This is a genomic window from Halorussus salinus (genome assembly GCF_004765815.2).
GTDB lineage: Archaea > Halobacteriota > Halobacteria > Halobacteriales > Haladaptataceae > Halorussus > Halorussus salinus.
In genome coordinates, this window is the sequence record NZ_ML974127.1 from 1,244,577 (window position 1) to 1,270,419 (window position 25,843).

21 protein-coding genes are annotated in these 25,843 nt (G+C 65.3%); 12 read left to right on the forward strand and 9 right to left on the reverse strand.

Features of this window, described 5'->3' with window-relative positions; genetic code table 11:
• Positions 1-39: 39 nt before the first annotated feature.
• The 5 genes from EPL00_RS06355 to EPL00_RS06375 all read left to right on the forward strand — a co-directional run bounded on the left by EPL00_RS06355 (position 40) and on the right by EPL00_RS06375 (position 8,078).
• Positions 40-1,266: a hypothetical protein gene (locus tag EPL00_RS06355; RefSeq protein ID WP_162224162.1), complete on the forward strand. Its 1,227-nt coding sequence runs from the start codon at positions 40-42 to the stop codon at positions 1,264-1,266.
• A 412-nt stretch (positions 1,267-1,678) separates the two neighbouring features.
• Entirely contained in the window at positions 1,679-2,290 is a 612-nt protein-coding gene (locus tag EPL00_RS06360; protein WP_135851296.1) for a hypothetical protein, read from the forward strand.
• A gap of 15 nt (positions 2,291-2,305) precedes the next feature.
• Entirely contained in the window at positions 2,306-3,463 is a 1,158-nt protein-coding gene (locus tag EPL00_RS06365) for a hypothetical protein (protein WP_135851295.1), read from the forward strand.
• Entirely contained in the window at positions 3,463-5,325 is a 1,863-nt protein-coding gene (locus tag EPL00_RS06370) for a fibronectin type III domain-containing protein (protein WP_135851294.1), read from the forward strand. The genes EPL00_RS06365 and EPL00_RS06370 overlap by 1 nt, the downstream gene beginning before the upstream one ends.
• Complete coding sequence (locus EPL00_RS06375; RefSeq protein ID WP_135851293.1) at positions 5,325-8,078, forward strand: fibronectin type III domain-containing protein; 2,754 nt, start codon at positions 5,325-5,327, stop codon at positions 8,076-8,078. The genes EPL00_RS06370 and EPL00_RS06375 overlap by 1 nt, the downstream gene beginning before the upstream one ends.
• Positions 8,079-8,128: 50 nt before the next feature.
• Here the strand turns inward: EPL00_RS06375 and EPL00_RS06380 are convergent, their stop codons facing one another.
• The 3 genes from EPL00_RS06380 to EPL00_RS06390 form a co-directional block, all read right to left on the reverse strand.
• On the reverse strand, positions 8,129-10,183 hold the full coding sequence (locus EPL00_RS06380; RefSeq protein ID WP_238398135.1) for an ABC transporter substrate-binding protein: 2,055 nt from the start codon (positions 10,181-10,183) through the stop codon (positions 8,129-8,131).
• Positions 10,184-10,529: 346 nt separating this feature from the next.
• Positions 10,530-10,991 carry a type IV pilin domain-containing protein gene (locus EPL00_RS06385; protein WP_135851292.1) on the reverse strand — a complete coding sequence of 154 codons (462 nt, stop codon included), beginning with the start codon at positions 10,989-10,991 and terminating at the stop codon, positions 10,530-10,532.
• Between the two features lie 2 nt (positions 10,992-10,993).
• A complete protein-coding gene (locus EPL00_RS06390; RefSeq protein ID WP_135851291.1) occupies positions 10,994-11,482 on the reverse strand; it encodes a type IV pilin domain-containing protein in 489 nt (162 codons plus the stop codon).
• 308 nt (positions 11,483-11,790) lie between these two features.
• Here EPL00_RS06390 and EPL00_RS06395 point away from each other — a divergent pair, with 308 nt between their 5' ends.
• Entirely contained in the window at positions 11,791-12,354 is a 564-nt protein-coding gene (locus EPL00_RS06395; protein ID WP_135851290.1) for a homing endonuclease associated repeat-containing protein, read from the forward strand.
• 10 nt (positions 12,355-12,364) lie between these two features.
• Here the strand turns inward: EPL00_RS06395 and EPL00_RS06400 are convergent, their stop codons facing one another.
• Entirely contained in the window at positions 12,365-12,994 is a 630-nt protein-coding gene (locus EPL00_RS06400) for a plastocyanin/azurin family copper-binding protein (RefSeq protein ID WP_135851289.1), read from the reverse strand.
• A 188-nt stretch (positions 12,995-13,182) separates the two neighbouring features.
• Entirely contained in the window at positions 13,183-14,133 is a 951-nt protein-coding gene (locus EPL00_RS06405) for a M48 family metallopeptidase (RefSeq protein WP_238398136.1), read from the reverse strand.
• A 106-nt stretch (positions 14,134-14,239) separates the two neighbouring features.
• Here EPL00_RS06405 and leuS point away from each other — a divergent pair, with 106 nt between their 5' ends.
• From leuS to EPL00_RS06430, 6 genes are all read left to right on the forward strand, one after another.
• Positions 14,240-16,942, forward strand: coding sequence for a leucine--tRNA ligase (leuS, locus tag EPL00_RS06410; RefSeq protein WP_135851288.1), 2,703 nt, complete (start codon positions 14,240-14,242; stop codon positions 16,940-16,942).
• A gap of 330 nt (positions 16,943-17,272) precedes the next feature.
• Complete coding sequence (locus EPL00_RS24005) at positions 17,273-17,404, forward strand: hypothetical protein (RefSeq protein WP_274380986.1); 132 nt, start codon at positions 17,273-17,275, stop codon at positions 17,402-17,404.
• A gap of 38 nt (positions 17,405-17,442) precedes the next feature.
• A complete protein-coding gene (locus tag EPL00_RS06415; RefSeq protein ID WP_135851287.1) occupies positions 17,443-18,402 on the forward strand; it encodes an AAA family ATPase in 960 nt (319 codons plus the stop codon).
• A gap of 135 nt (positions 18,403-18,537) precedes the next feature.
• The gene (locus EPL00_RS06420; RefSeq protein WP_135851286.1) at positions 18,538-18,876 is read left to right on the forward strand and encodes an Htur_1727 family rSAM-partnered candidate RiPP; all 339 of its coding nucleotides are present in this window, start codon (positions 18,538-18,540) and stop codon (positions 18,874-18,876) included.
• A 497-nt stretch (positions 18,877-19,373) separates the two neighbouring features.
• Complete coding sequence (locus EPL00_RS06425) at positions 19,374-20,798, forward strand: FAD-binding oxidoreductase (protein ID WP_135851285.1); 1,425 nt, start codon at positions 19,374-19,376, stop codon at positions 20,796-20,798.
• Positions 20,799-20,859: 61 nt separating this feature from the next.
• A complete protein-coding gene (locus EPL00_RS06430) occupies positions 20,860-21,813 on the forward strand; it encodes an alpha/beta fold hydrolase (protein WP_135851284.1) in 954 nt (317 codons plus the stop codon).
• A gap of 20 nt (positions 21,814-21,833) precedes the next feature.
• Here EPL00_RS06430 and EPL00_RS06435 read toward each other — a convergent pair whose 3' ends face one another.
• From EPL00_RS06435 to EPL00_RS06450, 4 genes are all read right to left on the reverse strand, one after another.
• A complete protein-coding gene (locus EPL00_RS06435; RefSeq protein WP_135851283.1) occupies positions 21,834-22,376 on the reverse strand; it encodes a nitroreductase family deazaflavin-dependent oxidoreductase in 543 nt (180 codons plus the stop codon).
• A 75-nt stretch (positions 22,377-22,451) separates the two neighbouring features.
• Complete coding sequence (locus EPL00_RS06440) at positions 22,452-23,990, reverse strand: carotenoid oxygenase family protein (protein ID WP_135851282.1); 1,539 nt, start codon at positions 23,988-23,990, stop codon at positions 22,452-22,454.
• An 89-nt stretch (positions 23,991-24,079) separates the two neighbouring features.
• Positions 24,080-25,279, reverse strand: a complete 1,200-nt coding sequence (locus EPL00_RS06445; RefSeq protein ID WP_135851281.1) for an outer membrane protein assembly factor BamB family protein — start codon at positions 25,277-25,279, stop codon at positions 24,080-24,082.
• A 54-nt stretch (positions 25,280-25,333) separates the two neighbouring features.
• Positions 25,334-25,804, reverse strand: a complete 471-nt coding sequence (locus tag EPL00_RS06450) for a hypothetical protein (RefSeq protein ID WP_135851280.1) — start codon at positions 25,802-25,804, stop codon at positions 25,334-25,336.
• Positions 25,805-25,843: the final 39 nt, after the last annotated feature.

The following is a 25,843-nucleotide window of genomic DNA, read 5'->3' on the forward strand; positions in this document are numbered from 1 at the left end:
CGGTGATTCGGGAGAAGGAAGCGACGGGAGGTGTGAGCGATGGGCCTGTTCGATGAGTTCGGTCTCGGGGACGACGAGAAGAAAAAGCAGAAGCGGAGAAAGACCCAGCAAGGACAGAAGAATCAGGCGATTCCCGGCTTCTTCCAGACGATTGAGAACAGTGCTGTAAATCAGGCTAAAACCTACGTTGCCGAACCGACGAAACCCTACAAAGCCGCCAATCAGATAGGACAGAAACTTACTGGCGGGGCCTCGAAAATCGACCTCCCCAAAACGGACTTCGGATACTCGAATGCAGAGAAACAACTGAGTTTACACGACTGGAAAGGCGTCTACAAAAATGCCAAGCCAACGGTGCGGAAACACGCTCTACGCGGGAGAGCAGCGCTAGACCTCGCGGTAAACGAAGGTAGTTCAGTGCTAGCCGAGCGAAACCTGAAACCACCAAAGTTCGAGACGCCGAAAGTGACCGTTCCAGATGTGACGGTACCGGGCGGTAAGAAGACAGCGAGTGGTCTGGCTTCACGACTACTCAAGGGTAGCGATGGGAGTACCCGTCGAGGAATCGGTAAGGCCGCCACGAAGTACGGGAAGGGCGCATTGTCAACGGTCGGAAAGTACGGCGACGACGTTGCGAAAAAGCTCGGAGGACCCGTCGATTTGCTGTTCTGGGGAGCGGAGATGAACAGCATCAACCGGAAGCGAAATCGAGGGAAGCTCTCGAAACGACAAGCCAACGTTCGCCGAGCGAGAGCGACCGGTGGACTCGTCGGCGGCGTTGCCGGAGCCGCGCTCGGTTCTGCTTTGGGACCGGCGGGAAGCGTCGTCGGTGGGGTCGTCGGTGAAGCCGCCGGTCGTTACATCGGTGGTCTGGCCGGAAAGCACCTCTTCGGTTCGGGGAAAAAGCGCTCCTCGCTTCGTCCGTCACCACCCATCAAGAACACCTCGATGTCGAACGCGAGACGGCGGTCGAACCGACCGGCCAACGCCACGTTCTCGCCACCGCCGAGTTCGCGCGGTAACAGCAGTATCAACATCACCGAGGTCGCGCGGAACAGCACGACGCCCCCGGACCCCGACCGCCCACCGCGAACCAACCGCGCGAAGGCCAACAAGCAGAACCGCCAGCGCGAGCGAGTCGTGGAGAAGCGCGTCGAACGGCGTCCCGTGGAGACCCACGACGTAGACCGCAAAATCGAGGAGGCCAAGCAAGACGCGGTCCGCGAGATGGAACGGCGGCTCGGCCCGCGGCCGACGCCGTTCTGAGGTCGGCGCGGTCGGCTATCGACTCGGCGGGACTCCTCGGTCGGGTATCGGCTGAGGGTCCCGAGCGAGCCATCGACCGGCGGTCTGACGGCCGGGTATCGGCCACCAGTCCGCGACGGCCCGGCGGCCGACTATCGGCCGCCGGGCCGGGCGCTCCGGCCAGTGACCGAGGAGGCTATCTCCTCGGTCGCTACGACGGTTGGAAACGATACAGGGTGATATCGGCAATATTTATATTGTCTAAAGAATTCTCTATCGTCTCAAAAGACGCCTAAACGTGTCCGAATCCGGGGCGACATCGCCTCACGTCGGGCACGTCCCACGAACCGGACCTCCTCGACGCGACGCACAGCCAGCGAGACAGCCATTTTTCGTACGCCCTGCCGCGAGGCGGGCGAGTTCGATTTCAGACATGACCGGAAACACAGTCAACGGAGCGAAACTGACGGTACCGAACGTAGACGTAAACGGCGACGGCGAAATGGAGACGGGCGTCTTCGTGATGCGCGACGTGGAGATCGACTTCAGCGTCCGCACGGAGTTCGCCGTCGGCGGACGAGGAGGCGAAGCCAACACCGCCATCTCAGAGTTGGTTGGCGACGGCGAGTCCACTCGGAAGGGCATCCACCTCGATGCGGGGACCGGCGACCACGTCGTGGACATCTCCTTCTCGGGGTGGCGCGGGTCCGACGGCCAGTGGGGCGACACCGGCGACCCGACGGAACTCACGCCGAGCGACGCGACCGGCGAGGAGCCCGTCACCCAGATGCAGATGCTTGACCGGTACCTCTCGGTCGGCGAGGTCGATAGCACCAACCCGGCCGAACTGGAGGTCGGCCAGTACACCTCCGACGGCGTCTGGGACACCCCCGCGCTCGGCGTGGACCACCTCGATGTGGTGGTGAAAGGCCCGGAGAACGCCTACGCGACCGACCGCCCCTCGACGTACGACGGCACCATCACCTGCGTCGAGACGACCGACCTCTCGCGTCCGCTCGACGCGACGCGACGCAACGACTACTGAGCGTTCGATTTACCGATGACGGAAAGAGACCTCTACACCCTCACGATTCCGGCGGACAGCCAGACGAGTACCGGGACGAAAGCGCGGCGAAACACCAGTAAACGGGGACTCCTCGGCGGGGACACGGGTACCGTCGAGTCGCTCTCGACCGCGCCAGACCAACGCACCCTCCGCGGGCAGTTCCGCGGCCGGGACGCCGAACCGATGGCCGCCGAACTCGCGGAACTCTTCGAGGCCAGCGAGTTCGAGGCGGTGGCCTACTCCGCGGCCGAGTCGGCCCCGACGGCTTCGACGCCCGCCGACGGTTACTATACACCCGAAACCCTCGACGTGCGCCGACTCGACCCGCGAGCGGAGGGCGTCGTCGCCTTCGACGGCGCGATGACCCGCGTCGGCACGCGCGACTCCCACCGGCGCGCGGTCGAGACCGCCGTAGCGCAGGTCGAGAACGACTTCGGCAACGAGCAGACCGCACACGTCGGGATACCGAGCGCCGCGACCGACGTGCGCTGGTTCGACCCCGAGACGACCGCGACGGAACCTCCGGACGACGAGTTCGTGGAGACTCGCGCGGGCGAACACGGGAGCGTAGACGTGTACGACCTGCACGCGAGTAGCCTCTCGCTGGACGACCCGACGCTGGTCTACGACCTCCCCTACGTTGAGGAGGGCAAGACCGACCCGACCGTCTGGGACGACCGCGGCGCGAACTCGAAGTTCGACGAGGAGGGACTCCTCCAGTGGCAGCGCGCGTTCGTGACCGACCACGGGTTCGTCGGCAATCCCGTCTTGGACAACGGTCTCGTGCGGGTGCGATTGGACGAGAAGGCCGGTCTGAGCGTAGTCGAGTGGGAAGACGAGGACGCTTTGTGGGCGACGGTCGAGGTCGGTACGAGCGAGTGGTCGCTCTCGACGGCCACCGTGACTCGAATCGGACCTGCTCGAGTTGAGGCGCAGTGTCGATTCACGAAGAGCGGTCACGCCCGGAGTCCGTTCGCTCTCGACGTGCGACTTCCGCGCGGTTTCGAACGGCCGCAGTTGCTAGTCGCTGAGAGCGAGGAGCCGCCGACGCCGAGCGGATTGCAAACCCTGCTGAAGGCAACCGCTAATCAACAGGACTACAGTTCTCAGGTAGAGCAGGGACTGGTCGGTTGTGGAGAGGTGGCAAACTGATGACGTTGACGGTGTTAGAGGATTTCGAGTCGTCGCTGACAGACTGGAGCGGAGACGTGCAGCGGAAGACAAAATACGCACGAAGTGGAGCGTGTTCGGCGAAGAATAACGGCGACGAGGCCACCTTTACGCCATCAGAACTTGGAGTCGGAATTCAACCGAAACGAATCAAGGCGTGGTACTACGAGAAAAGTAGCAACACGGGTGGCGGAATTGCGGTCTACAATTCGAACGGAAACTACGAGGTTCGGGCAGGAACGACGAACCCGCAGTATAGTTCCGACCCGGAAAATATCGCTGGGGAAGGCGCGTACGGTGAGTGGATTGGAGTCGAATTCGACTTCGACTGGACTGCTGGTGAAGTGACCATCCGGTTCTACCGGTCTGGGAGCGCCGATATGTCAAAGACAATGAGTATGGCGGACGGTGGCGTTGATGTCGCAGAACTACGCCTCGACGGATATTACAACAATTCTAAAGACGTGACGAATATTTGGTGGGACGATATCGCGTACGAGGCGAGTTCACCCGCCGCCCCATCAGACTGCACTACATCATTATCAGATAACGATATCACGCTCTCTTGGATCGACAACAGCGTCAACGAATCAGGATTCCGAATCGAACGAAAGCGAGACGGTGGGTCGTTCAGCGAAATCACAACGGTCGGTGCTAACACAACTACATACACCGACAACGATCTCGCAGACGGCGAAACCTATGTTTATCGCGTCCAAGCCACCCACGCGTCGGCAAACCCATCGAATTACTCGAACGAAGCATCGGCGACGACAGCGCTTTCGGCTCCCACAGCAGTCGCCCAAACAGTGAACTCTCCGACTTCGATTACTGTCTCTTTCGAGGACACTACTGATAACGAAATTCACTACCGCATTGAAAAATGTGCCGACGATGGGTCGTGGACGTACGTCACCGACCTTACGCCGGACGACACTAGTCACCAGTTCACCGTTGCCAAGTCTGCCGACACGATTCAGTCGCGGGTACGCGCAGAAAGTGCTGACACGATTTCAGATTGGACAAAGAGCGCAACGATCTCGACGGACGGCTCGGAGCTGTCTGCAACCACAGCCAGCGACTCCCGAATCGACCTATCATGGGATGGAAAGCAGGACGCCGAGGAATACCATCTCTATCGTGCGGAGTCCGTGAGCGGTAGTCTTGACGACTACCAACGCGTTGCAACCGTCACATCAGGAACGACTACGTATTCGGACACTAACTTGGAGAACGGAGAGCAATATTATTATCGGATCACACCGGTCTACGATGGAATCGAGGATGCTCCGAGTGAAGATGCTACGGCGACGACGACGGTTCCCGCGCCATCGGTGGACACGGTCGCTACACCTGCTGCTGACGAAGTCGTACTAGAGTACTCGCTGGCGGATGACTCGACGGACGGGACCGTCGAAATTTTGCGGTCGACTGATGGTACTATCGGGTCGTCTGTCGCGTCCATCTCTGACCTCTCTCAGATCAGTTACACGGACACGAGCGTTCTTGACGGGGAAAAATATCATTACACTATCCGTCGGAAGACCGACCACGCGTTTGCAGACTCTGGTCAGACAGCGGTCATGACTGTCCTCCCCGCCCCGACCAGTCTCGCTGTCAATGCCGTCGACAGCGACCAAGCCGATGTCTCTTGGACCACCAATCACGACTACGGCAACCAGCGCGTCGAACTGAAACCGACCGACGACTCGACGTGGACGAACGACTCCGGCGAACTCTCGAAGTCCACTGAGTCGTACACGACCAGCGACCTTCTCGACGGCGAGGAGTACGACCTGCGCGTCGTCGCGTACACCGAACACGCCGAGACGGAGGACCAGTAATGCCCGTCAGATTCACTACCGAACTCCCCGACGCGAGCATCGACACGCTCGACGACAGCACCGAGGACGAAATCACGGTCGAGTGGACCGACGTAATCGACTACGGCCAATACGAAATCGAGTACAGGCAGTCGAGCGCGTCGGCGTGGCTCGACGGCCCGACCGTGAGCCAGTCCACGACGACCGCGACCGTTACCGGTCTCGAAGATGGCGAGGAGTACGAGTTCCGTCTCCGGACGACGACCGAACACGTCACCGGCTCGTGGGCGACCGCGAACGTCGTCACGGACTTCCCGGCCCCGACGACGCCCACCGCAACCCTCTCCGAGAGCGCGCCGAAGACGACCATCGACCTCTCGTGGGGCGACGTTTCCGACAACGAGGACGGCTTCCGGGTCCTCCGGAGTCGGGAGTTCGACTACGGCTGGGGACCGTTCCAGCAGGTCGCCGACCTCTCCGTGAACGCCACGAGCCATACCGACGACACCTGCTCGCCGAGCAACACGTACCGGTACAAAATCGAGGCGTACACCGAGGACGGCAGTAGCCGGAGCGCCGCGACCGAAAGCGTCACCACCGACGCCAGCGGCGAGCCGCGAACTCGAACCGATGCGAACGGGTGGACCGTCGAGGTCGAACACGAGAGCGGTCGGACGCTCCGACCGAGGCTCCTCGATAATCCGACGTTCCGGCCCGCGCTGAACGACTACCCCCGAATCGAGATTCCGGTGCCCCGCGACGAGAAGTGGCAGTCGGAGGGCTTCGAGGAGGCGACCCTCTCCGTCTGGCAGGATGGCCGTATCCTGCCAATCGACACGCTGGTCGAGGTCCGCGTCGAGGACGACCGTGCGGTCTTGGTCGGCCGGGGCGGGTCGGAACTCGGTCAACGTGTCCAGACGGAGTACGACAACACCGAGGCGCACGTCGCGGCCAGAGAACTGGTCCAGCAGGAGACTGGTTATACGCCGAACGTAGACGACCCGTCGTCGGGCATCACCGAGACGAGGATGCAGTCTGGCGCGACCACTCAGGAGTTCGAGGATAGCATATCACCGGACGCTACCGACCCGTATCACGTCACAGATGGGAGGGTCGAAACGCTCCAAACGTGCTATCTCGGAAATTGGGGCGACTGGGATTGGGAGGTGGGTAGTTACAGGACTGGCTCGGACTGGAACGCGACGAGTGACCGAAAAGACGACGTAGCCGAGGTGTTCGCTCTCGACGCGCACTATGCGTCCGTCGAGTTCTCGTTTACGCCCGAATACGACGTGCCAGCGGGGTCGGTCCAGCCGTTCGTGCGCTGGGGGAATCCTGACGGAATAATCACCGACGGTCACGAGTTGTCGGTCGTGTTCGACGGAACTGACGTTCCCGAGACCGAGCTACTTCACTTCGCGGATGGATTCGGATTGGCAGAGCAATGGAAGTGGTTCGAGTTTCCCGAGCCGCGTTATGGACTGACAGCCGGAGAGACGTACACACTTCGCATCAGTATCGATGTGGGATCGAAAGAAGAACTTGGCAATGACGATCCTCACGTAGATGTCCTCGGTTGCCGTGACGCCCGATTCGAGTACACCGACGACAATAGCGTAGACGAGAACCACGCTCTCTCCGGTCCGGAGACGTATCCCGACGCTCAAGAAGTCGAATTCTCGGCGGTATCGTCGGTCTTCAACGTAACCGGCGGGAGAATCGAGGGGACCTGGACCGACACGTCGAACGGCCAGTCGGTCGCGTTGAGCAACGACGACGGAACCAACTGGACTGCCGGCTCCAACACCACCACTTTCGGGACGAAGTTCGCTGACTCTGGTTCGTCTATCGCGTGGCGAACGACCCTCGGTCGGCACGGGACACAGAGCGGCGTGACTCCGACGACCGGATTCAAACCACAGGCAATCGAGTCGTTCACCCTCTACGCCGACCTCGAAGACACGCCGGTCCTCGACGGACAGACGTACGACGGGGCGCTCGCGGACGTACTGAAACAGATCGCGGACTACGGCAACTTCGTCTGGGAACTGCAACGCGACCAGCAGAAGGGCTGGTCTATCGAGTGGACCCAACCCGGCCAGCGGACCGCCGAGTCCGACGAAGGCATTGCAGACTACTCGGTGTCGAAGTCGGTCGAAAAAGCCTACGAGAAGGTCGTCGTCAAGGGTGCGGCTCAACCGATTCGTGCCGAGGAGTTCACCGCGGACCACGGACAGTGGACCGGCCTCGACCACCGGCAACTCGTCCCGGCGACCGAAATCGTCCGGAATCCGAGCGACGGAACGACCTACGAACTCGGCAACGACTACGAACTTGACCGCTCGAAGGGTCGCGTGAAGACCCTCTCCAGCGGAGGGATGTCCGACGGGACGACCTACGAGATAGACTATCGCTACAAAACCGAAGGTAGCTACACCTCGAAAGACGCCGACAGCGACCCCGACACGCTGGTCAAGACGATAGCGAACGTCACGTCGAACCGCGGGTGCGAACAGGCCGCGCTCTACCTCGTCCAGCGGCTACAGAATCCCGTGTGGAACGCGAGTGTGACGCTCCCGAAGGCGGCGGCCGGGCGCTCGCTCGTGGATGACCTCGCGTTGGAGGACTTGCCGACGAACGGCAACGGGATGGAGATACGCTCGCTCGAACAGACTCCCCGACAGGTGACGTTAGAACTCGGGAGCCGGAAGTCCGTCAGCGACCTCGTGAGCGACCTGAACAGTCGGGTCAACAGCGTCGCCGACCGGGTGTAAGTCGGAGGTCCGAAGGGCGGACTGCGAGCGAGCAGTCCCCGCTCCGGGCGCTACTCCTTCAGATGTAGGTTGTTCACTTGCGCGCCGAAGTTGGCGAACGCCGGGTCCACGATGTCGGGGATGTACCCCCCGAACTTCGCGGTGTTGAGCGGCCAGCGGAACTTCGCGTAGTCGCGCAGGATGTAGGGCATGTCGAGGTAGATCTTCTCGACGGCCCGCGCTGTCGTCCTGTTGCGCTCCTCGGCGTCCATCGTCGTCCGGGCCTGCGCGAGGAGGTCGTCGGAACTCCCGCCGTAGAGTCCGTACGCGGTCGAGTTGTACATGAACGAGTCCGAGTTTCCGTCAGTCGAGTGGTCGTCGGCGTTGTCGCTGTGGAAGAAGGAGTAGGCCGAACTGCCGAACGGACCGGTGCCGCCCCAGCCCATCGGGTACATGTCGAAGTCCTCCTGATAGTAGACTCTGGAGGTCATCGTGTTGAACGACAGGGCCTGAGTCTTCACCGGGATGCCGACCGACTTCAGGTTGTTCACCCACCGCTCGATGGCCTTGGCCTCTTTCGGACCCTGCTTGGGCGGGTCGATGAACATCGTGATGGCGTCGCCGTCCATCGTCTGCGGGATGGTCTGGCCGTCGACGCGAAGCTCTCGGTCCGCGCCGTCGTGGTCGCGCAGGACCTGCGACTGGACCGGGCCGAACGAGTAGTCGTACTTCGATTCGGACTGGCTCGCGCTCACCCCCGAGAGGCTACCGGGGTAGTCCTTGCCGACGTAGGTCCCCGACGACCCGTCCACGACGGTGCCCTCGGTCAGGAACGTCCGGACGCCCTCGACGTTCGGCGTCGGTCCCTCGTTCGCCGACCGGAAGTCGAAGGCGTTGGTCGCGGGATGGGTCAGCATCTGGTCCTCGCCAGCGAACTGGAAGTCCGGTCGGGGCTTGGGATAGCCGTTCGACTGCACGAAGTCGCCCTTCCAGACGTAGCCGTTCATCAGGCGCTGGACCCAGAAGTAGTCGTCGTACATGAACGCGACCGCCTGCCGGAACGCCACGTCGTCGAGCGGTTTGCGCCGCAGGTTGAACGCGTAGTACGAGAATCCGCTGTCGGTCCCGTTGACGAGGCTCATCCCGTCGTTCTGTTTCACCTGCGGAATCTGGGCGGTCTTCATGCTCCCGTAGTGGGTGTCGATGTTCCCTTGCAGGAACGCGTTGGTCATCGCCGTCTCGCTCCCGAACACCTTGTAGTTCACTCGGTCGATGAAGGGGCCGCCAGCCCGGAGTTGGTCGTGGTTCTGCTTCCACTCCAGCGTGCTGAGGGTGTCGTAGTAGTACTCGTTGTCGAAGACGACCTGCATCGAGGTCGCGGGTTCGAACTGGGTGAGTCGTCCCGGACCGAGTCCGACCGGCCCGTTGTCCGGGTTGGCCGCCATCGGGTCGTACTGCTGGTAGTCCTTGCCCTCCCACTTGTGCTGTGGCAACAGCGGAATCTGTAGCTGTTCGGACGCCCAGACGCCGACCGGTTGGCTCAGCTTCAGGTGGAAGTCCCAGTCGTCGCGCGAGGACTCCTCGATGGACTCCATCGGCGACACCGCCGCGGCGTAGTTGCCCGGCTGGTTCTCCATGTAGTAGCGATACGTGAACAGCACGTCCTCGGCGGTGAACTCCTCGCCGTCGTTCCACGTCAGCCCCTCCCGCACGTCGAAGTACACGTCGGGTTGGGCGTTCTGGCCCGAGGTGTTCTCGACGGTCCAGTCGGTGAAGACGTTCGGTCGGACCTCGCTGGTCACGGGGTCCAAGGTGGTGCCCGCCTCGTACACCCTATCGACCGCGACCGACGAGTAGACCGACCCGAGCGTGAGGATGTTCGGCGTATCCGGCTTGGCGCTCATCCCGTAGACCAGCGTCCCGCCGGTCGGCACGTCGCCCCCCGACTGGCCGCCCTCGGACTGGCCCTCCTCGGTGGTCGTCTCCTGTGATTCCTGTCTATCGCCCAATTCCCTCGCCGCGCTCGGTCCCGCCAGCGACACCGCGACGGCTCCCGCCCCACTCGCCTTCAGGAATCTGCGTCGAGTCTCCGTGTGTTTCTCTGCGTCGGTATGCCTTCCCGGCATAAAACAAATGGACAATAATGATAGTTGTAAGGTTACTGGTTAGAACGGCTCTCTCGGGAGTTTGGATGAGTCTCGTTTCGTGACAGAGAAATGGTAGCCGAGGATTCGAGGTGAGTGGTGAGTCGGGGCCTCCTCAATTACGAAATGACTCGGGTGCGAGAGCGCGGTGCTGTGCGAGTGGGATGATTTGTTCGAGACTGAAACTACCTCCGCTGTTCGGTTCACGCCGGGTACGGTTCGGGCGAGTTCGTCAGTCGAGGAGACTCCTCTGTCAGATGCAGAATTGGCGAAAAACGGGGTTGCCAGAGTCGAAGCGCCGAGCGCGAAAAATCGGGAAAGCGCGAATCTACGTGTTGACTTCGGATTCGCCGATGACCGCCGTCTTGTCACTACCAGATGCGTGCCAAATGACCTTCACAGTGTCTCCGTTGGCGAAGGTGCTACTGTTGATAGTGAGGGTGTCACCGGCAGTAATGTCACTGCTTGGGAAGCTACTGTTAACGCTTCCACTGTTATCTACGAGTTTTCCATTACCGTAGACATTCTGTCCACCGACAGAAACGTTCACTTGGTCAGCAGTAACGGCGTCACCGCCGTCGTGAACCACATCTACTGTGATATTACCACCGTTCTCACTGTAATCGAACGTGAACGTCGCGCTCGGACTCGCCTGACTCACACGGTCACCGAGGCCGAGGACGAACGTTCCGATGACGGCCGCCAGAATCACCGTAATCGCCACCATCAGGATGACGCCGATGACCGGCGAAACGGCGTCTTCGTCACTGAATAGGTTTTTGAGATTCATTCTCAGAGCGACACCTCGGACTCGCCGATGACTGCCGTTTTGTCGCTACCAGAGGCAGACCAGATGACTTTTACAGTGTCACCGTCGTCAATCTGGTTGTTATCCTCTTGGATGTTGAGCGTATCGCCAGCGGTGATTTTGTCTGCACTCCAACTGCCAGAGTTAGATAAATCGACGAAATCACCATCGGCGGCGTATCCGTTTGTACCGTTCCATGCGAGATTGCTCGCAATTTGAACGGTGAGTTGGTCGGTGTTGACGCCGTCACCGCCATCGTGAGTAATGTTCACGTAATCACCGTTGGTGGCACCAGTGGTACCGTAATTAAAGCTAAACTGTGCGTTCGGACTCGCTTGACTCACTCGGTCACCGAGACCGAGGACGAACGTTCCGATGACGGCCGCCAGAATCACCGTAATCGCCACCATCAGGATGACGCCGATGACGGGACTGACCGCGCCGTCGTCTTCGAAGAGTGCTTTGAGGTTCATGTTTCGTATGTCTCCGTTTTCCGGCACGTTATCATCCGTGAGAAGTGGCCACATCCTTTATTGTACCGACAACGTATGGGACAGTTGTCGGCGGGGGACCGCCAAAGCCGCCCCGGACCGGCACTTCTCGTCAAATGACACGTGCTTAGTTCCGACGTTCGTAGTCCCCCTATATAAATACTTGCTTACTTGAAAACAGAATTATAGGCACTGATACTTCGTGTAATATTACACTGACAGCTCCCGTATAAGTGCGGCGTTTCGGAAACGCTCAGATTTAAGACTTCTCGCTCGAACGTAACGACCAGATGAGCCAGCAAGTCACTCCGGAGACGCTTCGGTCCGCGCTTCAGTCGCTGGCCGCCCGGCTCGGCAAGACGCCGACCGTGGTGGACATGCACGAGGAGGGCGCGTATCCGCCGGAGCGGTATCAGGAGGTCTTCGGGGGTTGGAACGAGGCGCTGGAGGACGCCGGGTTGGACCCCGACGAGATGGGGAGCAAGCGCATCCCCGACCGGGAACTGCTGGCCGAACTCCAGCGGCTCTACACCGAACTGGGCGAACCCCCGACCCAGCGCGACATGACCGAGCGCGGCGAGTACTCGAACCGAACCTACCAGCTCCGGTTCGGCAGTTGGTCGAACGCGCTCCGGGAGGCGATGCTCGACACCAACGACGGCATCTCCGAGCGGGAACTCCTCGCGGAGATAGAGCGCCTCGCCGACGAACTCGGGCGCGCACCCAAGGCCGCCGAGATGGACGACCGCGGCCAGTACGCCCCCGTGACCTACCACCGACGCTTCGGGTCGTGGCGACGGGCGCTGACCGAGGCGGACTTGGACGGCGTCTCCGACGACCGCACCGGCGACTGAGTTTCTCGTTCTACTGGCCGCTTCCGAACTCCTCGTAGGAGATGGACCCTCGGTTCACGATGGCCTGTTCGGAGGGCACGGCACCGTCCGGCGGGTCGCCCTCCACGTCGCCGGGTTCGCCGCAGACGATTCGCGCTATCATCCCGAGCGTCTTGTGCGGGATGCAGAAGTAGTCGTAGGTGCCCTGCACCTCGAAGGTGTAGCTGAACGTCGCGCCCTGCTCGGCGAGGATGCCGCTGTTCCACGGTTCCGCGTCGTTCGGGATGCGGGTGACCTCCGCGCCGCCGTTCCCTTCGGCGTAGGCCGTCGAGGAGTGCGCGCCCGCTTCGTTGACCCACTCGACGGTGGTCCCCGGTTCCACGAACAGGCCGATGGGGTCGAAGTAGTACTCGCTCCCCTCGGTTATCATCGCGACCTGCGACGTGCCGCCGCCCTGCGCACCGCCCCCGGCAGTGGTCGCGGTCCCGCCCTCACCGCCCGCTCCCTCCTCGGTCGTCCCACCCGTCGTCGTCCCGTCCGCCGTCGTCTCGCCCGCGTCGGTCTCTTGACCGCCCCCGGTCGGCGCGGAACACCCTGCGAGACCCGCGAGTCCACCCACCGAGAGCGCGCTCCCCCACTTGACGAACGCTCGTCGTTTCATAGCGTTGGTACTACGGATTCGACGGGCAAAACGGGTTCGGCCAGCGCGAGGGTCGCGGACGGCTCGGCGGGGAGTTCGACTCTACTATCGAATATCGACGGCGAACCGCCTCACCGAATCTCGACGGCAAACTGCCTCACCGAATCTCGACGGCGAACCGCCTCACCGAATCTCGACGGCAAACTGCCTCACCGAACTTCGATGGTGACCGCGCCGCGCTCGCGGTCCGCGCGCTCGACCAGTCGGTCGATGCGCTCGTCCATCTCGGGGTGGGTCGAGAGGAGCCGCGTCAACTCCTCGCGCTCCTCACTGTGGACGCGAAGCGGCGAGGAGAGTTCGAGTCGCGGTTCCGTCGCGCGTTTTATTTTCTGGAGGGCACGGGCGAGCGCGAGCGGGTCGCCCGTGACCGCGGCCGCGCGGTCGTCGGCCGCGTACTCGCGCCTGCGGGAGTGCGCGAGCATGACGAGCGTGAGCGCGACGAACCCGACCATCACGACCTGTCCGACGCGGTTGCGGAGCGACGAGACCGGCGCGAGCGCGTCGGCGGGCGGTCGCCCCCGGAACCAGTCGAGCGCGCGGCGCAGGCCCGACCCGACGAGGACGACGGGAAGCGCGACGAGGACCGCGACCCAGACCAGCGACTGCCCGGTGCTGTAGGCCAGCGTCTGCACGAGGCTGTCCTTGCTTTCGAGGTGCGCGAGTTCGTGAGCCAGCAGGGCTTCGAGTTCGTCGGCCGACAGCAGGAAGAACACCGACCGGTCGAGGACCACCACGCCGTCCCGAACCCCGCCCAGCGCCATCGCGTTCGGCGCGCCCATCCGGCCGACGACGAGTCGCGGGCGGGAAACGTCCATCTCCTCGGCGAGGAGGTCGAGTCGGCGATGTAGCTCCGGCGCACGCGCTCGCGGGAGGTCGGTCGCCTCGACCCGCGAGAGGAGTCCCGCCGTGCCGAATCGGTAGCTCAGGTAGCCCAACAGGACGGTCAGGCCGGTCGTCCAGAGGACGACTTCCAGCAGGTCGGCGCGGGCGAGCCAGACGAGCGCCAGTAGCCGGTAGCCGAGGTACGCGACGGTCGCGTAGACGACCAGCACGACGAGACCGACGAGTGCCATCAGGACGCGGAGGCCGACGCGACGCATGCGTGGCGCTTCGGCCGGTAGGGGCAAGGAGATGACGGTCTCGGCGGTCCGGCGGGACTGACAGAAGGCAAAGCTATTGTATCGTGGTCGCCCGTATTTCGATATAATGACTACCGAGCAGCGCGAGCGGGGGTTCGACCACGCGTCGGTCGAACCCAAGTGGCAACGCGAGTGGGACGACGCCGACGTGTTCCGAATCCCGGACAGCGCCGAGGACCCCGAGTACGTGCTGGCGATGTTCCCCTACACCTCCGGGAACCTCCACATGGGCCACGTCCGCAACTACACCATCACCGACGCCTACGCCCGCTTCGAGCGCCTCCGCGGCGAGAACGTCCTGCACCCGATGGGGTGGGACTCGTTCGGCCTGCCCGCCGAGAACGCCGCCGAGGAGCGCGACACCAACCCCCGCGACTGGACGCTCGACTGCATCGACTCGATGAAAGAACAGCTCAAAGCGATGGGCTTTGGCTACGACTGGGAGCGCGAGGTCACGACCTGCGACCCCGACTACTACCGGTGGAACCAGTGGCTGTTCAAGCGGTTCCGCGACGAGGAGTTGGTGGAGCGCCAGAGCGCCGAACTGAACTGGTGTCCCTCCTGCGAGACCGTGCTGGCCGACGAACAGGTCGAGGAAGGCCCCGAGGGTGCCGAGATTTGCTGGCGGTGTGACACCCCCATCGAACAGCGCGAGATGGACCAGTGGTTCTTCACCATCACCGACTACGCCGACGAACTGCTGGAGTCGCTGGAGCAACTGGACGACTGGCCCGCCAACGTCCGGGAGATGCAGCGCAACTGGATCGGCCGCCAAGAGGGCGACAGCGTGGCCTTCGAGATTCCGGGCTACGGCGACGTGGACATCTTCACGACGCGACTCGACACCATCCACGGCGCGACGTTCTTCTCGCTGGCCCCCGGCCACCCCGTCGCGCAGGAAATCGCCGAGGAGAACGAGGAAGTCGCCGAGTACATCCACGAGGCCGAACACGCGGACGAGGACGACCTCGACGTGACCTCGGGCGTCTTCACCGGCGAGTACGCGGTCAACCCCGCGACCGGCGACGAGATTCCCGTCTACGTCGCCGACTACGTGCTGACCGACGTGGGCACCGGCGCGCTGTACGCCGTGCCCGGCCACGACGACCGGGACCACGAGTTCGCCGAGGCCCACGACATCCCCATCGAGCAGGTCGTGAAACCGGCCCCGGACGCCGAGACCGACCCCGAGGAGGTTGACGTACAAGAGGAGGCCTACACGCCCGACGGGGTGCTGGTCAACAGCGGCGAGTACGACGGCCTGACCAGCGAGGAGGCCCGCGAGCGGTTCGTCGATGAGTTCGACGGCGACCACCGCACCGAGTACAAACTCCGGGACTGGGGCATCTCGCGCCAGCGGTACTGGGGCACGCCCATCCCGATGATTCGCTGTGACGACTGCGGCCACGTCCCGGTGCCCGACGAGGACCTGCCGGTCGAACTGCCCGAGTTCGTCCACACGACGGGGAACCCGCTGGACGCCGCCGACGAGTGGAAGCGCGTCGAGTGCCCCGACTGCGGCGGCGACGCGGTGCGCGAGACCGACACGATGGACACCTTCGTTGACTCGTCGTGGTACTTCCTGCGGTACGTCTCGCCGGACCTCGAAGACGCACCCTTCGACACCGAGCGCGCGAGCGACTGGATGCCGGTGGACCAGTACGTCGGCGGCATCGAACACGCCGTGATGCACCTGCTGTACGCCCGGTTCTTCACGAAGGTCGTGGACGACATCGACCTGCTGGAGGGCGTCCGCGAGCCGTTCACCGACCTGACGAATCAGGGGATGGTGCTGGGTGCGGACGGAAACAAGATGTCCAAGAGCAAGGGCAACGGCGTCTCGCCCCAGCGCATCATCGACGAGTACGGTGCCGACACCGCCCGCCTGTTCATCATGGAGGCGGCCCAACCGGAGAAGGAGTTCGCGTGGAGCGAGGAGGGCGTCCACTCCGCCCACAACTTCCTTCAGAACGTCTACCGACTGGCCGACGAGTTCGCCCGAGGCGAGGTCACGGCGAGCGCGAGCGACGACTCGGCGAGCGAGAGCGACGCCGCAGTCGCCGACTACGTGTCACGGGAAATCGACGCGACGGTCGCCACCGCGACCGACGAGTTCGAGGAGTTCCGGTTCAACCACGCGCTCCAAGCGGTCCGCGAGCAGATTTCGCTCCTGCGGCGCTACCGGGAGTACACCACGCCCGACGAAGCGACCTTCGAGCGCGGACTGGTGACGGCCGTGAAGCTCCTCGCGCCGGTCGCGCCCCACCTCGCCGAGGAGGTCTGGGAGCGACTGGGCCGGGACGGACTGGTCGCCGAGGCCGACTGGCCCGCCGCCGACGCGCCCGAGAACTACGATGTGGAGCGCCGCCTCGTGGAGAACACCCGCGAGGACGTGCGCGACATCGTGGACACCGTGGGCATCGAGGACCCCGAGACCGTCACGCTCGCGGTCGCCCCCGAGTGGAAGCACCGCGCCCACGAGGTCGCCGCGAACGCCGACGGCAACGTCGTCGGGACGGTCATGGGCGACGAGCAGTTGCGCGAGGTCGGCGAGGAGGCCGCCGACTTCGCCAAGGACCTCGCCGCGCGCTCCGAGGCGCTGGACGAGCAACTGTCGCCCGAGCGCGAGCGCGCCGCCCTCGAACGCGCCGCGTGGCTGTTGGAACGGGAGTTCGGAGCCAGCGTGGTCGTCCAGAGTGCCGACGAAGCCGACGACCGACTGGCGAGCAAGGCCGAACCGGGTCGGCCCGCAATCGACATCGAAGAGTAGTCGAGTCGCGCGTTCTCTTTCGTCTCTTTCTGCGGTGATAGCCGACCGACGACGGGCAGACGCTCGGTTCGACTCCTCGGTCCGGCGCGTGCGGCGCGGGCCTCGTGCCCGCGCCCATTCGCGCGAGGGACGACTGAACGAGTCCCCGAAGGGGACGGAGTGAGGGAGGAGGTTGGGGAGGTGTGAGGCACACGCTCGACGCCACAGTCCACCAGCAGACGCTTGGCTCCGCAGACTATCAGGCGGATAAAGGGGCCGCCCGCTCGCGGGCCGTAGGGCCGTGGTCGCCTCAGCGACCGCTCTCCGAAGTGAACGAAGTGAACGGAGGAGATGTCGCTGAGCGACCGCGAGCGGGCGGGGGCTTTCGGGGTGTTCTTCTGGACGGTCTCGGCGGTGGTTCAGTCGGGGCGAACTGCGGTTCGAGGAGACGAACATCCGCGACTCGAACTCCAACACCACTGAGTACCAAGCTTCTTTACGACTCGCTAAAACTTCGAGTCATGGACCAACCCACCGCGACCCAGCGTTGCGAGCGCGTCCTCGACGCGGTTAGCTCGGCGGTCGTCGCCGACGAGGAGTTCCTCGAAACCGTCCTCACCGGCATCCTCGCCCGCGGGCACGTCCTGCTGGAAGACGTGCCGGGGACGGGCAAGACCCTGACCGCGCGGTCGTTCGCCGACGCGCTCGGCCTCTCCTTTTCGCGCATCCAGTTCACGCCCGACCTGCTTCCGGCCGACATCACAGGGTCGAACGTCTACGACGAGGGGACCGGCGAGTTCGAGTTCTCGCCCGGCCCGGTCTTCGCCAACGTCGTCCTCGCCGACGAGATAAACCGCGCGCCGCCCAAGACTCAGGCCGCGCTACTGGAGGCGATGGGCGAGGGGCAGGTCACGGTGGACGGGACGACTCACGACCTCCCGACGCCGTTCTTCGTGCTGGCCACGCAGAACCCCGTCGAGCAGGAGGGCACCTTCGGCCTGCCGGAGGCCCAGCGGGACCGCTTCATCGTCAAGACGACGATGGGGTATCCGGAGTTCGAGGGCGAGCGCGAGCTGGTGGACCGGCGCGCGGACCGGACCGCCAAGGCTCCGAGCGTCGGGTCGGTCGTGGAGGGCCGGGAGGTCGCGGCCATCCAGCGCGTCCTCGAATCGGTCCGCGTGGACGGGAAGCTTCGGGACTACGTGGTCGCGCTCGGCCGCGCGACCAGAGCGGACGACCGGGTGGCGGTGGGCGTCTCTCCTCGGGGCATCCAGCGACTCTTCGAGGCGGCCCGCGCCAGCGCGGTCGTCTCGGGCCGGGACTACGTGGTCCCCGACGACGTGAAGCGCGTCGCCGAACCGACGTTCGCCCACCGCCTCGTGCTGACAGACGAGGCGAGCGTCCGCGGCACGGACCCGAGCGCGATAGTCGCTGACGTGCTGGACCGCGTGGAGGTCCCGGCCGTGAAGTCGGCACGATAAGGTCCCGTCCGTGAAGTCTGCGCGCTGAGGGTCACGAGGAGGTCCCTTGATTCGCTCCCCGAACGTCATCGGGAGCGTTCCCGGCCCGCGACAATCGCCCGAGGAGCCTTGCCCCCGCGACCGAATCGCCCCGGCATGGTCGAGAAGGCGAGACGCGCGCCGGTCGGAGACGACGAACCGGACGCCGAGAGGGACTTCGGAGCAGACGAGGAGAACGCCGACCGCGAGTGGGAGATTCTGGCCCGCGAGGAGGCCGACTCGCAACCGCGCTACGTCGGCACCGTCCGGGCCGAGGACGCCGAGGCCGCTCACGAGGAGGCCACCCGACTGTTCTGCTGGTACGACCACGAGATCTTGGTCTGCCCCGCGAGCGCGATTCGGCGGTTCTCGGCGGACGCGGTGGCGTCGTCGGAAGGCGAATCCGCGGCGGCGGTGCCGGAGTCGGGGACCGAAGGCCGGACGCACGAGCTATAATTTACTGTCTTTACTGTTGGTTTAGTTGTGTTATCCGTGAGTGTAGATATGTCTCGGGTGCCGGAATCTGACTGACCGACTCTCCGGACCTGTTCGTGCCGTCTCCTCTGGAACCGTTCGTGCCGTCTTCTCTGGAACTGCAACCGAATTGCACCGTGACCGCGACAGCAACGGCGACTGCGACAGCAACGGCGACTGCGACAGCAACGCCGACTGCGACAGCAACGGCGACCGCTATTATCGCCGACTCCTCGGAGTCACCACAACCGCGACTGCACTGCAACCGCGACCGCCCTGCACAGCACCGCGACCGCCCTGCACAGCACCGCGACCGCGCGGCCCCGCGACCGCACCGTAACCGCGCCCCCGTACCTCCCCGCTTGCTCGGGCACGAGGCCCTCGCGGCGCGTCCTGTCGTCGTCGGAGATGCGCGCTCTCGGTCCCGTCGCCCCGGCGTGCGGTCCAAAATTTAAGCCACCACCGGTCCACGGTAGCGTATGACGCATGACTGTTCGTTCCTCTCGGACCTCGACCTCTCCGGCGAGGTCTCCTTCGGCGACTCGGTGCGCGAGAGCCACGCCGCGGACTTCGGCGCGGAGGAGCGCGGCGAGGGCGTCGTCCCCGACGCCGTGGTCTGGCCCGAATCGACCGCCGACGTGGCGGCCGTCCTCCCGGCGGCCGACGAGCGCGGGGTGCCCGTCACGCCCTACGCCGCCGGGACGAGTCTGGAGGGCAACGCCGTGCCCGCCCACCGCGGCGTCAGCCTCGACCTCTCGCGGATGGACGCCGTGCTGGACGTTCGCCCCGACGACTTCCAAATCGACGTGGAACCGGGATTACTGGGCGCGCAGGTGGACGAAGCGGTCGCCGAAGAAGGACTGTTCTTCCCGCCGTTGCCCTCCTCGGGCGACATCTCGACCGTCGGCGGGATGATAGCCAACGACGCCTCGGGGATGAAGACGGTCAAGTACGGCGAGATTTCCGACTGGGTGCTGGCGCTGGAGGTCGTTCTGGCCGACGGCTCCGTGATTACGACCGGGAGCAGGGCCGCGAAGACCTCCAGCGGCTACAACCTCACGGACCTGTTCGTCGGGAGCGAGGGCACCCTCGGCGTCGTCACGCGCGCGACGCTCGAACTCGCTGGCCGACCCGAACAGATTCGGGGCGCTCGCGCGCTGTTCCCGTCGCTGGACGACGCCGCCGAGGCGGTCTTCGACGCCGTGCGCTCGGGCGTGGACGTGGCGACCATCGAACTCGTGGACGCCGATTCGGCGCGGATGGCCAACGCCTACACCGGCACCGACTTGCCCGACGTACCGATGGTCTTCCTCGAATTCCACGCGAACCACGGCGTCGAGCGCGAAATCGAGTTCTGCGAACGACTCTTCGCGGACCACGACTGCCAGCGGTTCGAGACGGCCGCGGACGACGACGCGATGGACGACCTCTGGCGGGCGCGCAAGGACCTCGCGTACGCCATCCAGTTGTGGGACCCCGACCTGACCGCGCTCCACCCCGGCGACGTGACCGTGCCCATCAGCGCGTACCCCGAGATGGTCCGGTTCGTCAAGTCGCTCGCCGACGACCGGGACCTGCTGGTCCCCTGCTTCGGCCACGCGGGCGACGGCAACCTCCACTACTCCGTGCTGGTGGACGAGGAGAACGACGCCGAAGTCGAGCGCGCTCACGACCTCTACGCCGCCACCGTCGAGAAGGCCATCGACCTCGGGGGCACCGCGACGGGCGAACACGGCGTCGGTCTCGGCAAGCGCGAGTTCCTCGAAAGCGAACACGGTCCCGAGAGCGTCGAGGCGATGCGCCGCCTGAAGCGCGCGTTCGACCCCCGAGACACCCTGAATCCGGGGAAGATATTCCCCGAGACGGTAGACGGCGAGCGGGTGCGACTCGGCGAATCCGACTGAGCGCGATTCGTTCGGCGTCGAAGCGAGTACACTTATCACTCGCCTGCCACTCGCTTTTCGTATGACCGCCGACCTCGTTCCGACCCGCGACGTTCGCCGCGAGAACCTGACCGGCACGCTGTTCGCCGGACTGGGCCGCGGCCCGCACCCCGGCGTCCTCGTCGTCCACGGGTCGGGCGGTGGCGGCGGCTACGAACGACGCTACGCCCGCCGACTCGCCCACCACGGCTACACCGCTTTCTGCGTCGAGTACTTCGACGCTCCCGGCCGCCCCGACGCGCTGGACCGCATCCCGCTGTCGTACTTTGGCCGGGCCGTCGAGTGGCTCCTCGGCCAGTCGGAAACCGACGGCCAACGGGTCGGCGCGGTCGGCTTCTCGCGCGGCGGCGAGGCCGCGATGCTGACCGGCGCGCACTTCGAGGGCGTCGGCGCGGTCGTCGCCTACTCCGCCAGCGGCTACGCGTTCCCCGCGCCGACGTGGATGCCCGGCGTCGAGGTCGAAGGTCCGGCGTGGACGCGCGACGGCGACCCGGTGCCCTACCTCCCGGTGGACGAACTCGTCGAGGAGGAACAGGACGGCTTCGAGGACGTGGTGGAGAACGAGGACGTGGACGCCTCAACCTCCGCGGTGGCGAACGCGACCGACGAGCAACGCCGCCGAGCGACGATTCCGGTCGAGCGAATCGACGGCCCGGTCCTGCTCGTCTCGGGCGGCGAGGACGCCATCTGGCCCTCTGCGGACCTCTCGCGGGTCGCCACCGACCGCCTCGACGCCAGCGACCACTCGTGGCGCTACGACCTCCTCGTCCATCCGGACGCGGGACACGCGATTCGGACGCCCTACCGGTCCGGCGGCGGGAGCGCCCCCGAGGAGGCTTCCGCCGCCGGGCCGGACCCCGACGCCGACCACCGACTCGGCGGGACCCGCCGAGCGAACGCCCGCGCCGCGGCCGAGGCGTGGCGGGTCGCCCTCGACTACCTCCGGCGGGGACTCCGGAGCGACGAGGAGTCGTAGGACCGCTTCGTGACTCCCCGCTACCGGTCCCGCTTTCGGACGGCGCGCCACAGGACTGCCGCCAGTAGCACCGCGCCAGCGACCCCCGCCGCGGCGGGACCGACGGCGTGGCGCTCGGTCGCGTCGCGGTACTCGGCCGGGACCTCCTCGGCCCGCTCCATCCGGAGGTACTGGTCGCTCCCGGCTGTCCGAATCAACTCCTCTTGCCACGCCGGGAACGCGTCGGGGACCGCCGCGGGGGCCACCAACCGCGGGCGCTCGGCGCGGTAGGCGGTGCCGCCGTAGACGACGACGCACTCGTCGGCCGCCCGGACGTTCCGGTACCAGTCCACGTCGGTCCCGTAGGGCAGTGGCACGACGACCCGGTCGCCGACCTCGCTCACGAGGACCGGCGTGTCGTACCGTGCGCCGGACCGCCGCCCGACGTGGCGCACGATGCCGTAGGGCGAGAACCGCCGCCCCGCGAACCGCATCGTGAAGGGATTCAGCAGTCGCTTGTTGAAGCCTCGAACGCGGTCTTGGACTTGACGGTAGCGTGAACGCTGTTTACTCGTTGCCCCCATAGCTCGGTTCGAAACGGCGACGAGCGACTTAGTTGTTGGTCGGTCGTCGGTTCGTCGAGTCGGCCGAACGCCAGCCTACGCCGTCACCTCCGGGAAGAACTCGCCGTGGAAGCCGAAGGGAATGTGGTGGGGCACCTCGGCGCGGGCCAGTTCCTCGAAGGACTCGCCGTCGAGGACGACGAGGAGGGACTCCTCGCGCTCGGCGTCGAGGACCGGCGCGAGGAGGACCCCGCGGTCCTCCGGGCGGGCGTCGTCGCTCGCGCTCTCGTCTGTCTCCCCGTCGCCAGCGCCCTCATCGACCGGTTTCGGCACGAAAATCGGCTCTCCGGCGTAGTGGCCGTCGGCCCACCACTCGGTCGCCGCGCCGGTCTCGACGTTCACCTTGACGAGTCCGTTCTGGCCCTCGCGTCGGGTCGCCTGTCCGTAGGCGTAGCGGTACTGCTCGGTCCGGACTGCCGGGGAGGTTCGCGGGAGTTCCGTGCCGGTGTAGAGGTTTCGGCGGGTGACGTTCGCGTTCGAGTCGCCGCCCTCCTCGACGGGGACCCGGAACCTCGCCAACTCGCCGTCGGCCGCATCGAGTTCCGGCCCGGAGTCGGGCGTAGCCTCCTCGTCCGGCTCGGTCTTCGCGTCACCGTCGTTCTCCTCGCCTTCGACCGCGCCCATGAACAGGTTCGAGACGATGCTGGCGTCGTCGTAGGCCACGAGGTCCACGACCAACTCGTCGCCCGACTCGAAGGCGTTGACCGTGTGGAAGAAGAAAAAGGGTTTCACGCGGCGCTCGACCGCGAGGTCCCCCGTCTCGCGCTCGAAGGCGAGGAATCGCGTGCCGCGCTCGGGCTTCCACCGGAACTTGTCGATGAACCCGCCCGTGCCCGGCAGGAGAAAGCGCATCGGGTTCGTGACGAACGGCGGTTCGATTAGCACGGCGTACCGCGGCGTGAGCGCGAAGCTGTGGAGGTACGCGGGCCGCTCGACTTCGAGGGAAGCGATGGGGATTCGCTGGGCGAGCGCGCCCTCGGCGGGCGGGTCGTCCGGAACGCGGTAGAGGTGATACCGGTTCGTCCGCCCGAATTTCGTCGCGTAGCCGACCGTCTCGCCGCGCCGGTCGTCGCGCTGGAAGTGTGCAGTCGTGTGGTGGACGGTCATGTCGTCGCCGTACGCGAGGTCCCCTCTCGCTTCGAGGCTTTCGGGGTCGAACCGGACTCTCCGGGGCGTCTCGGTCAGCGCGACGTACTCGCCGCCGACGCGGGCGACGTTGACGTTCGCGTTGTCGGTCGGGTCGCCGACGAACGACTTCAACTGGTCGAGGTAGCTCCCCGAGGTGGCGAACTGGCTGGTGAGTCGGCCCTCCTCGATGGCCTCCCGGTAGGCGTCGGTCCGGAGGAACCGATTCGAGTAGGTGACGCCGTTCTGGCCCTCCTCGAACCGAAATTTGTGGAGCATCGCCAGTCCGTCGAACCAGTGTTCGACGCGCTCGCCCCCGACCTCGAACTTGCCGGGGCCGTTGCGGACCAGCGACCCCGAGAGCCACGCCGGAATCTCGCCCTCGACGGGGAGCGCGAGGTCGTCGTGTTCGGCGTCGAGCGACCGGAATCCGGGGCTGTAGGCTGGCATTCGTCTCTCACATGGAACTCCTCCGCGAAAACCGTGGTGGTCGATAGCACGGCGCGAGTAAGAGAGACCGACTGTCCGGTCTCGCCGTCTCACGCCTCCCGGTGACGGTCCACGGACTTGACCCACGGCCCGGAGACCAGCAACCCGTCGCCGTCGAGGAGCAGTCCGCTTCCTCGGCGGTACCTCGGATACCACCCGCACTGGTCTTCCCACGTCTTCTCCGCGACGCGGAACCGGTCGCGGCGCTCGCCCGACGCGGCGTCGAAGGCGCGGACGTACCCCCGCTGGTCGAAGACGTAGACCAGCGACCCGTTCGAGGCCGCGTCGGCGATTCCGGGGGCGTCCTCGGCGTCGCCGTCCTGCTCGCCAGCGATACGCCAGCGCTCGTCGCCCGACGAGCGCGAGAAGGCGACGAAAGCTCCTCGGTCGGTCCCGACGAAGAAGGTCTCGGCGTCGCGTTCGGTGGCGCTGACGGTACCGGAAATCGAAGCGGTCCATCGTTCGGCCCCCGAGTCGGGCGCGAGCGCGGCGACGTTCCCGTCGTCGCTGGCGACGTGGACCGCCGACTCGTCGGCGAACGCGTCCTGCCAGATTCGCTCGCCGACCGCAGTCCGCCACCGTCGGCGTCCGTCCTCGACCGCGAGTCCGTAGACGCTCCCGGCCTCGGTCCCCGCGACCACGGTGTCGCCGACGACCTTCGGGCCGGTCCAGACCATCCCGTCCACCTCGGTCGCCCAGTCCTCGTCGCCGGTCTCGGCGTCGAGCGCGACGACGCGGTGGGTGAAGGCGTCGCTGTTCGGGTCCACGTCGGCCTCCTCGGAGTGAGAGATACCGACGAGCAAGCGTCCGTCGGTTTTCGCCGGTTGGCCCCACGCGCCGCCGCCGTAGGACTCGCGTCCGCCAGCGTCGTACTGCCACTCGACGCGGCCGGTGCGCTGGTCGAGCGCGTACACGTAGTCCGCGCCGGTGCCGAAGTAGACGCTCCCGTCGGCCACCAGCGGGACCCCGGCCCCGCCGCCGGTCACGGTGAACACCCAGTTCGGGCCGCCGTCGAACCCTCGGAGCGAGACGACGCGCGCCAGCATGTCACCGCTCGTCGCGCCGTGGTTCTCCGCGGCGTAGACCGCGTACTCGCCGACGACGGGGCGTGACCAACGCTCGCCGTCGAACGTCCAGTACGGTTCCCTGCGGTCGAGACACCGGTTCTCCTCGAACCACCAGTAGCCGCCGACGCCGACCGCCGCGGTGCCGAGTCCGCCGAGGAGTTGGCGGCGACTGAACTCCCTCATTCGGCGAAAAAGATTACTCTGCCGTCATAAGTCTTCTACTCTCGGTCGGAGCGGTCACTCACAGCCGAGCTTTCGGGTAATCGCCCCGTTCTCGGTGACCGTGAACTCCAATCGAATCCGGCCGCCCTGCTCGGTGCAGTCTTCGGCCAGCGACCCGACTCGGCCGTCGGAGAGGTCGGCTTTCCCAGTCGCGTTCCCGGCGCGAACGTAGACGACGTACTCGCCGTGAGTACCGTTCAGCGCGGCGGCGTCGAGCGTCGCGGCGTCGAGTTCGTCACCCGCCGAGCGAGCGTCGAGGAGGAACTCGTCCCAGCGGACGACCGACTCGTTCTCGACGACGAGGAGCGAGACCATCCGGTCGGTCGTGTCGTGGTTCTCGACGCGTATCTCTTCGAGCGCCGGTGGCCGCGAGTCGTCGGTTCCGGGCGCGAGCGCGGCCGAACAGCCAGCGAGGCCGACGAGGAGGGCCAGACAGAGCCACGCGGCGGCGCGTCGGGATGAGGAGGGACCCGTGTGCGGGGACATCGGGCGAGGAATATCACCGGCCGAGTAAGTCGTTTCCGG

Excerpts from the sequence above, each read along its gene's own strand:
- EPL00_RS06355 (WP_162224162.1), top strand. The coding sequence starts at position 40 with ATGGGCCTGTTCGATGAGTTCGGTCTCGGGGACGACGAGAAGAAAAAG.
- EPL00_RS06360 (WP_135851296.1), top strand. The coding sequence starts at position 1,679 with ATGACCGGAAACACAGTCAACGGAGCGAAACTGACGGTACCGAACGTA.
- EPL00_RS06365 (WP_135851295.1), top strand. The coding sequence starts at position 2,306 with ATGACGGAAAGAGACCTCTACACCCTCACGATTCCGGCGGACAGCCAG.
- EPL00_RS06370 (WP_135851294.1), top strand. The coding sequence starts at position 3,463 with ATGACGTTGACGGTGTTAGAGGATTTCGAGTCGTCGCTGACAGACTGG.
- EPL00_RS06375 (WP_135851293.1), top strand. The coding sequence starts at position 5,325 with ATGCCCGTCAGATTCACTACCGAACTCCCCGACGCGAGCATCGACACG.
- EPL00_RS06380 (WP_238398135.1), bottom strand. The coding sequence starts at position 10,183 with ATGCCGGGAAGGCATACCGACGCAGAGAAACACACGGAGACTCGACGC.
- EPL00_RS06385 (WP_135851292.1), bottom strand. The coding sequence starts at position 10,991 with ATGAATCTCAAAAACCTATTCAGTGACGAAGACGCCGTTTCGCCGGTC.
- EPL00_RS06390 (WP_135851291.1), bottom strand. The coding sequence starts at position 11,482 with ATGAACCTCAAAGCACTCTTCGAAGACGACGGCGCGGTCAGTCCCGTC.
- EPL00_RS06395 (WP_135851290.1), top strand. The coding sequence starts at position 11,791 with ATGAGCCAGCAAGTCACTCCGGAGACGCTTCGGTCCGCGCTTCAGTCG.
- EPL00_RS06400 (WP_135851289.1), bottom strand. The coding sequence starts at position 12,994 with ATGAAACGACGAGCGTTCGTCAAGTGGGGGAGCGCGCTCTCGGTGGGT.
- EPL00_RS06405 (WP_238398136.1), bottom strand. The coding sequence starts at position 14,133 with ATGCGTCGCGTCGGCCTCCGCGTCCTGATGGCACTCGTCGGTCTCGTC.
- leuS (WP_135851288.1), top strand. The coding sequence starts at position 14,240 with ATGACTACCGAGCAGCGCGAGCGGGGGTTCGACCACGCGTCGGTCGAA.
- EPL00_RS24005 (WP_274380986.1), top strand. The coding sequence starts at position 17,273 with ATGTCGCTGAGCGACCGCGAGCGGGCGGGGGCTTTCGGGGTGTTCTTC.
- EPL00_RS06415 (WP_135851287.1), top strand. The coding sequence starts at position 17,443 with ATGGACCAACCCACCGCGACCCAGCGTTGCGAGCGCGTCCTCGACGCG.
- EPL00_RS06420 (WP_135851286.1), top strand. The coding sequence starts at position 18,538 with ATGGTCGAGAAGGCGAGACGCGCGCCGGTCGGAGACGACGAACCGGAC.
- EPL00_RS06425 (WP_135851285.1), top strand. The coding sequence starts at position 19,374 with ATGACGCATGACTGTTCGTTCCTCTCGGACCTCGACCTCTCCGGCGAG.
- EPL00_RS06430 (WP_135851284.1), top strand. The coding sequence starts at position 20,860 with ATGACCGCCGACCTCGTTCCGACCCGCGACGTTCGCCGCGAGAACCTG.
- EPL00_RS06435 (WP_135851283.1), bottom strand. The coding sequence starts at position 22,376 with ATGGGGGCAACGAGTAAACAGCGTTCACGCTACCGTCAAGTCCAAGAC.
- EPL00_RS06440 (WP_135851282.1), bottom strand. The coding sequence starts at position 23,990 with ATGCCAGCCTACAGCCCCGGATTCCGGTCGCTCGACGCCGAACACGAC.
- EPL00_RS06445 (WP_135851281.1), bottom strand. The coding sequence starts at position 25,279 with ATGAGGGAGTTCAGTCGCCGCCAACTCCTCGGCGGACTCGGCACCGCG.
- EPL00_RS06450 (WP_135851280.1), bottom strand. The coding sequence starts at position 25,804 with ATGTCCCCGCACACGGGTCCCTCCTCATCCCGACGCGCCGCCGCGTGG.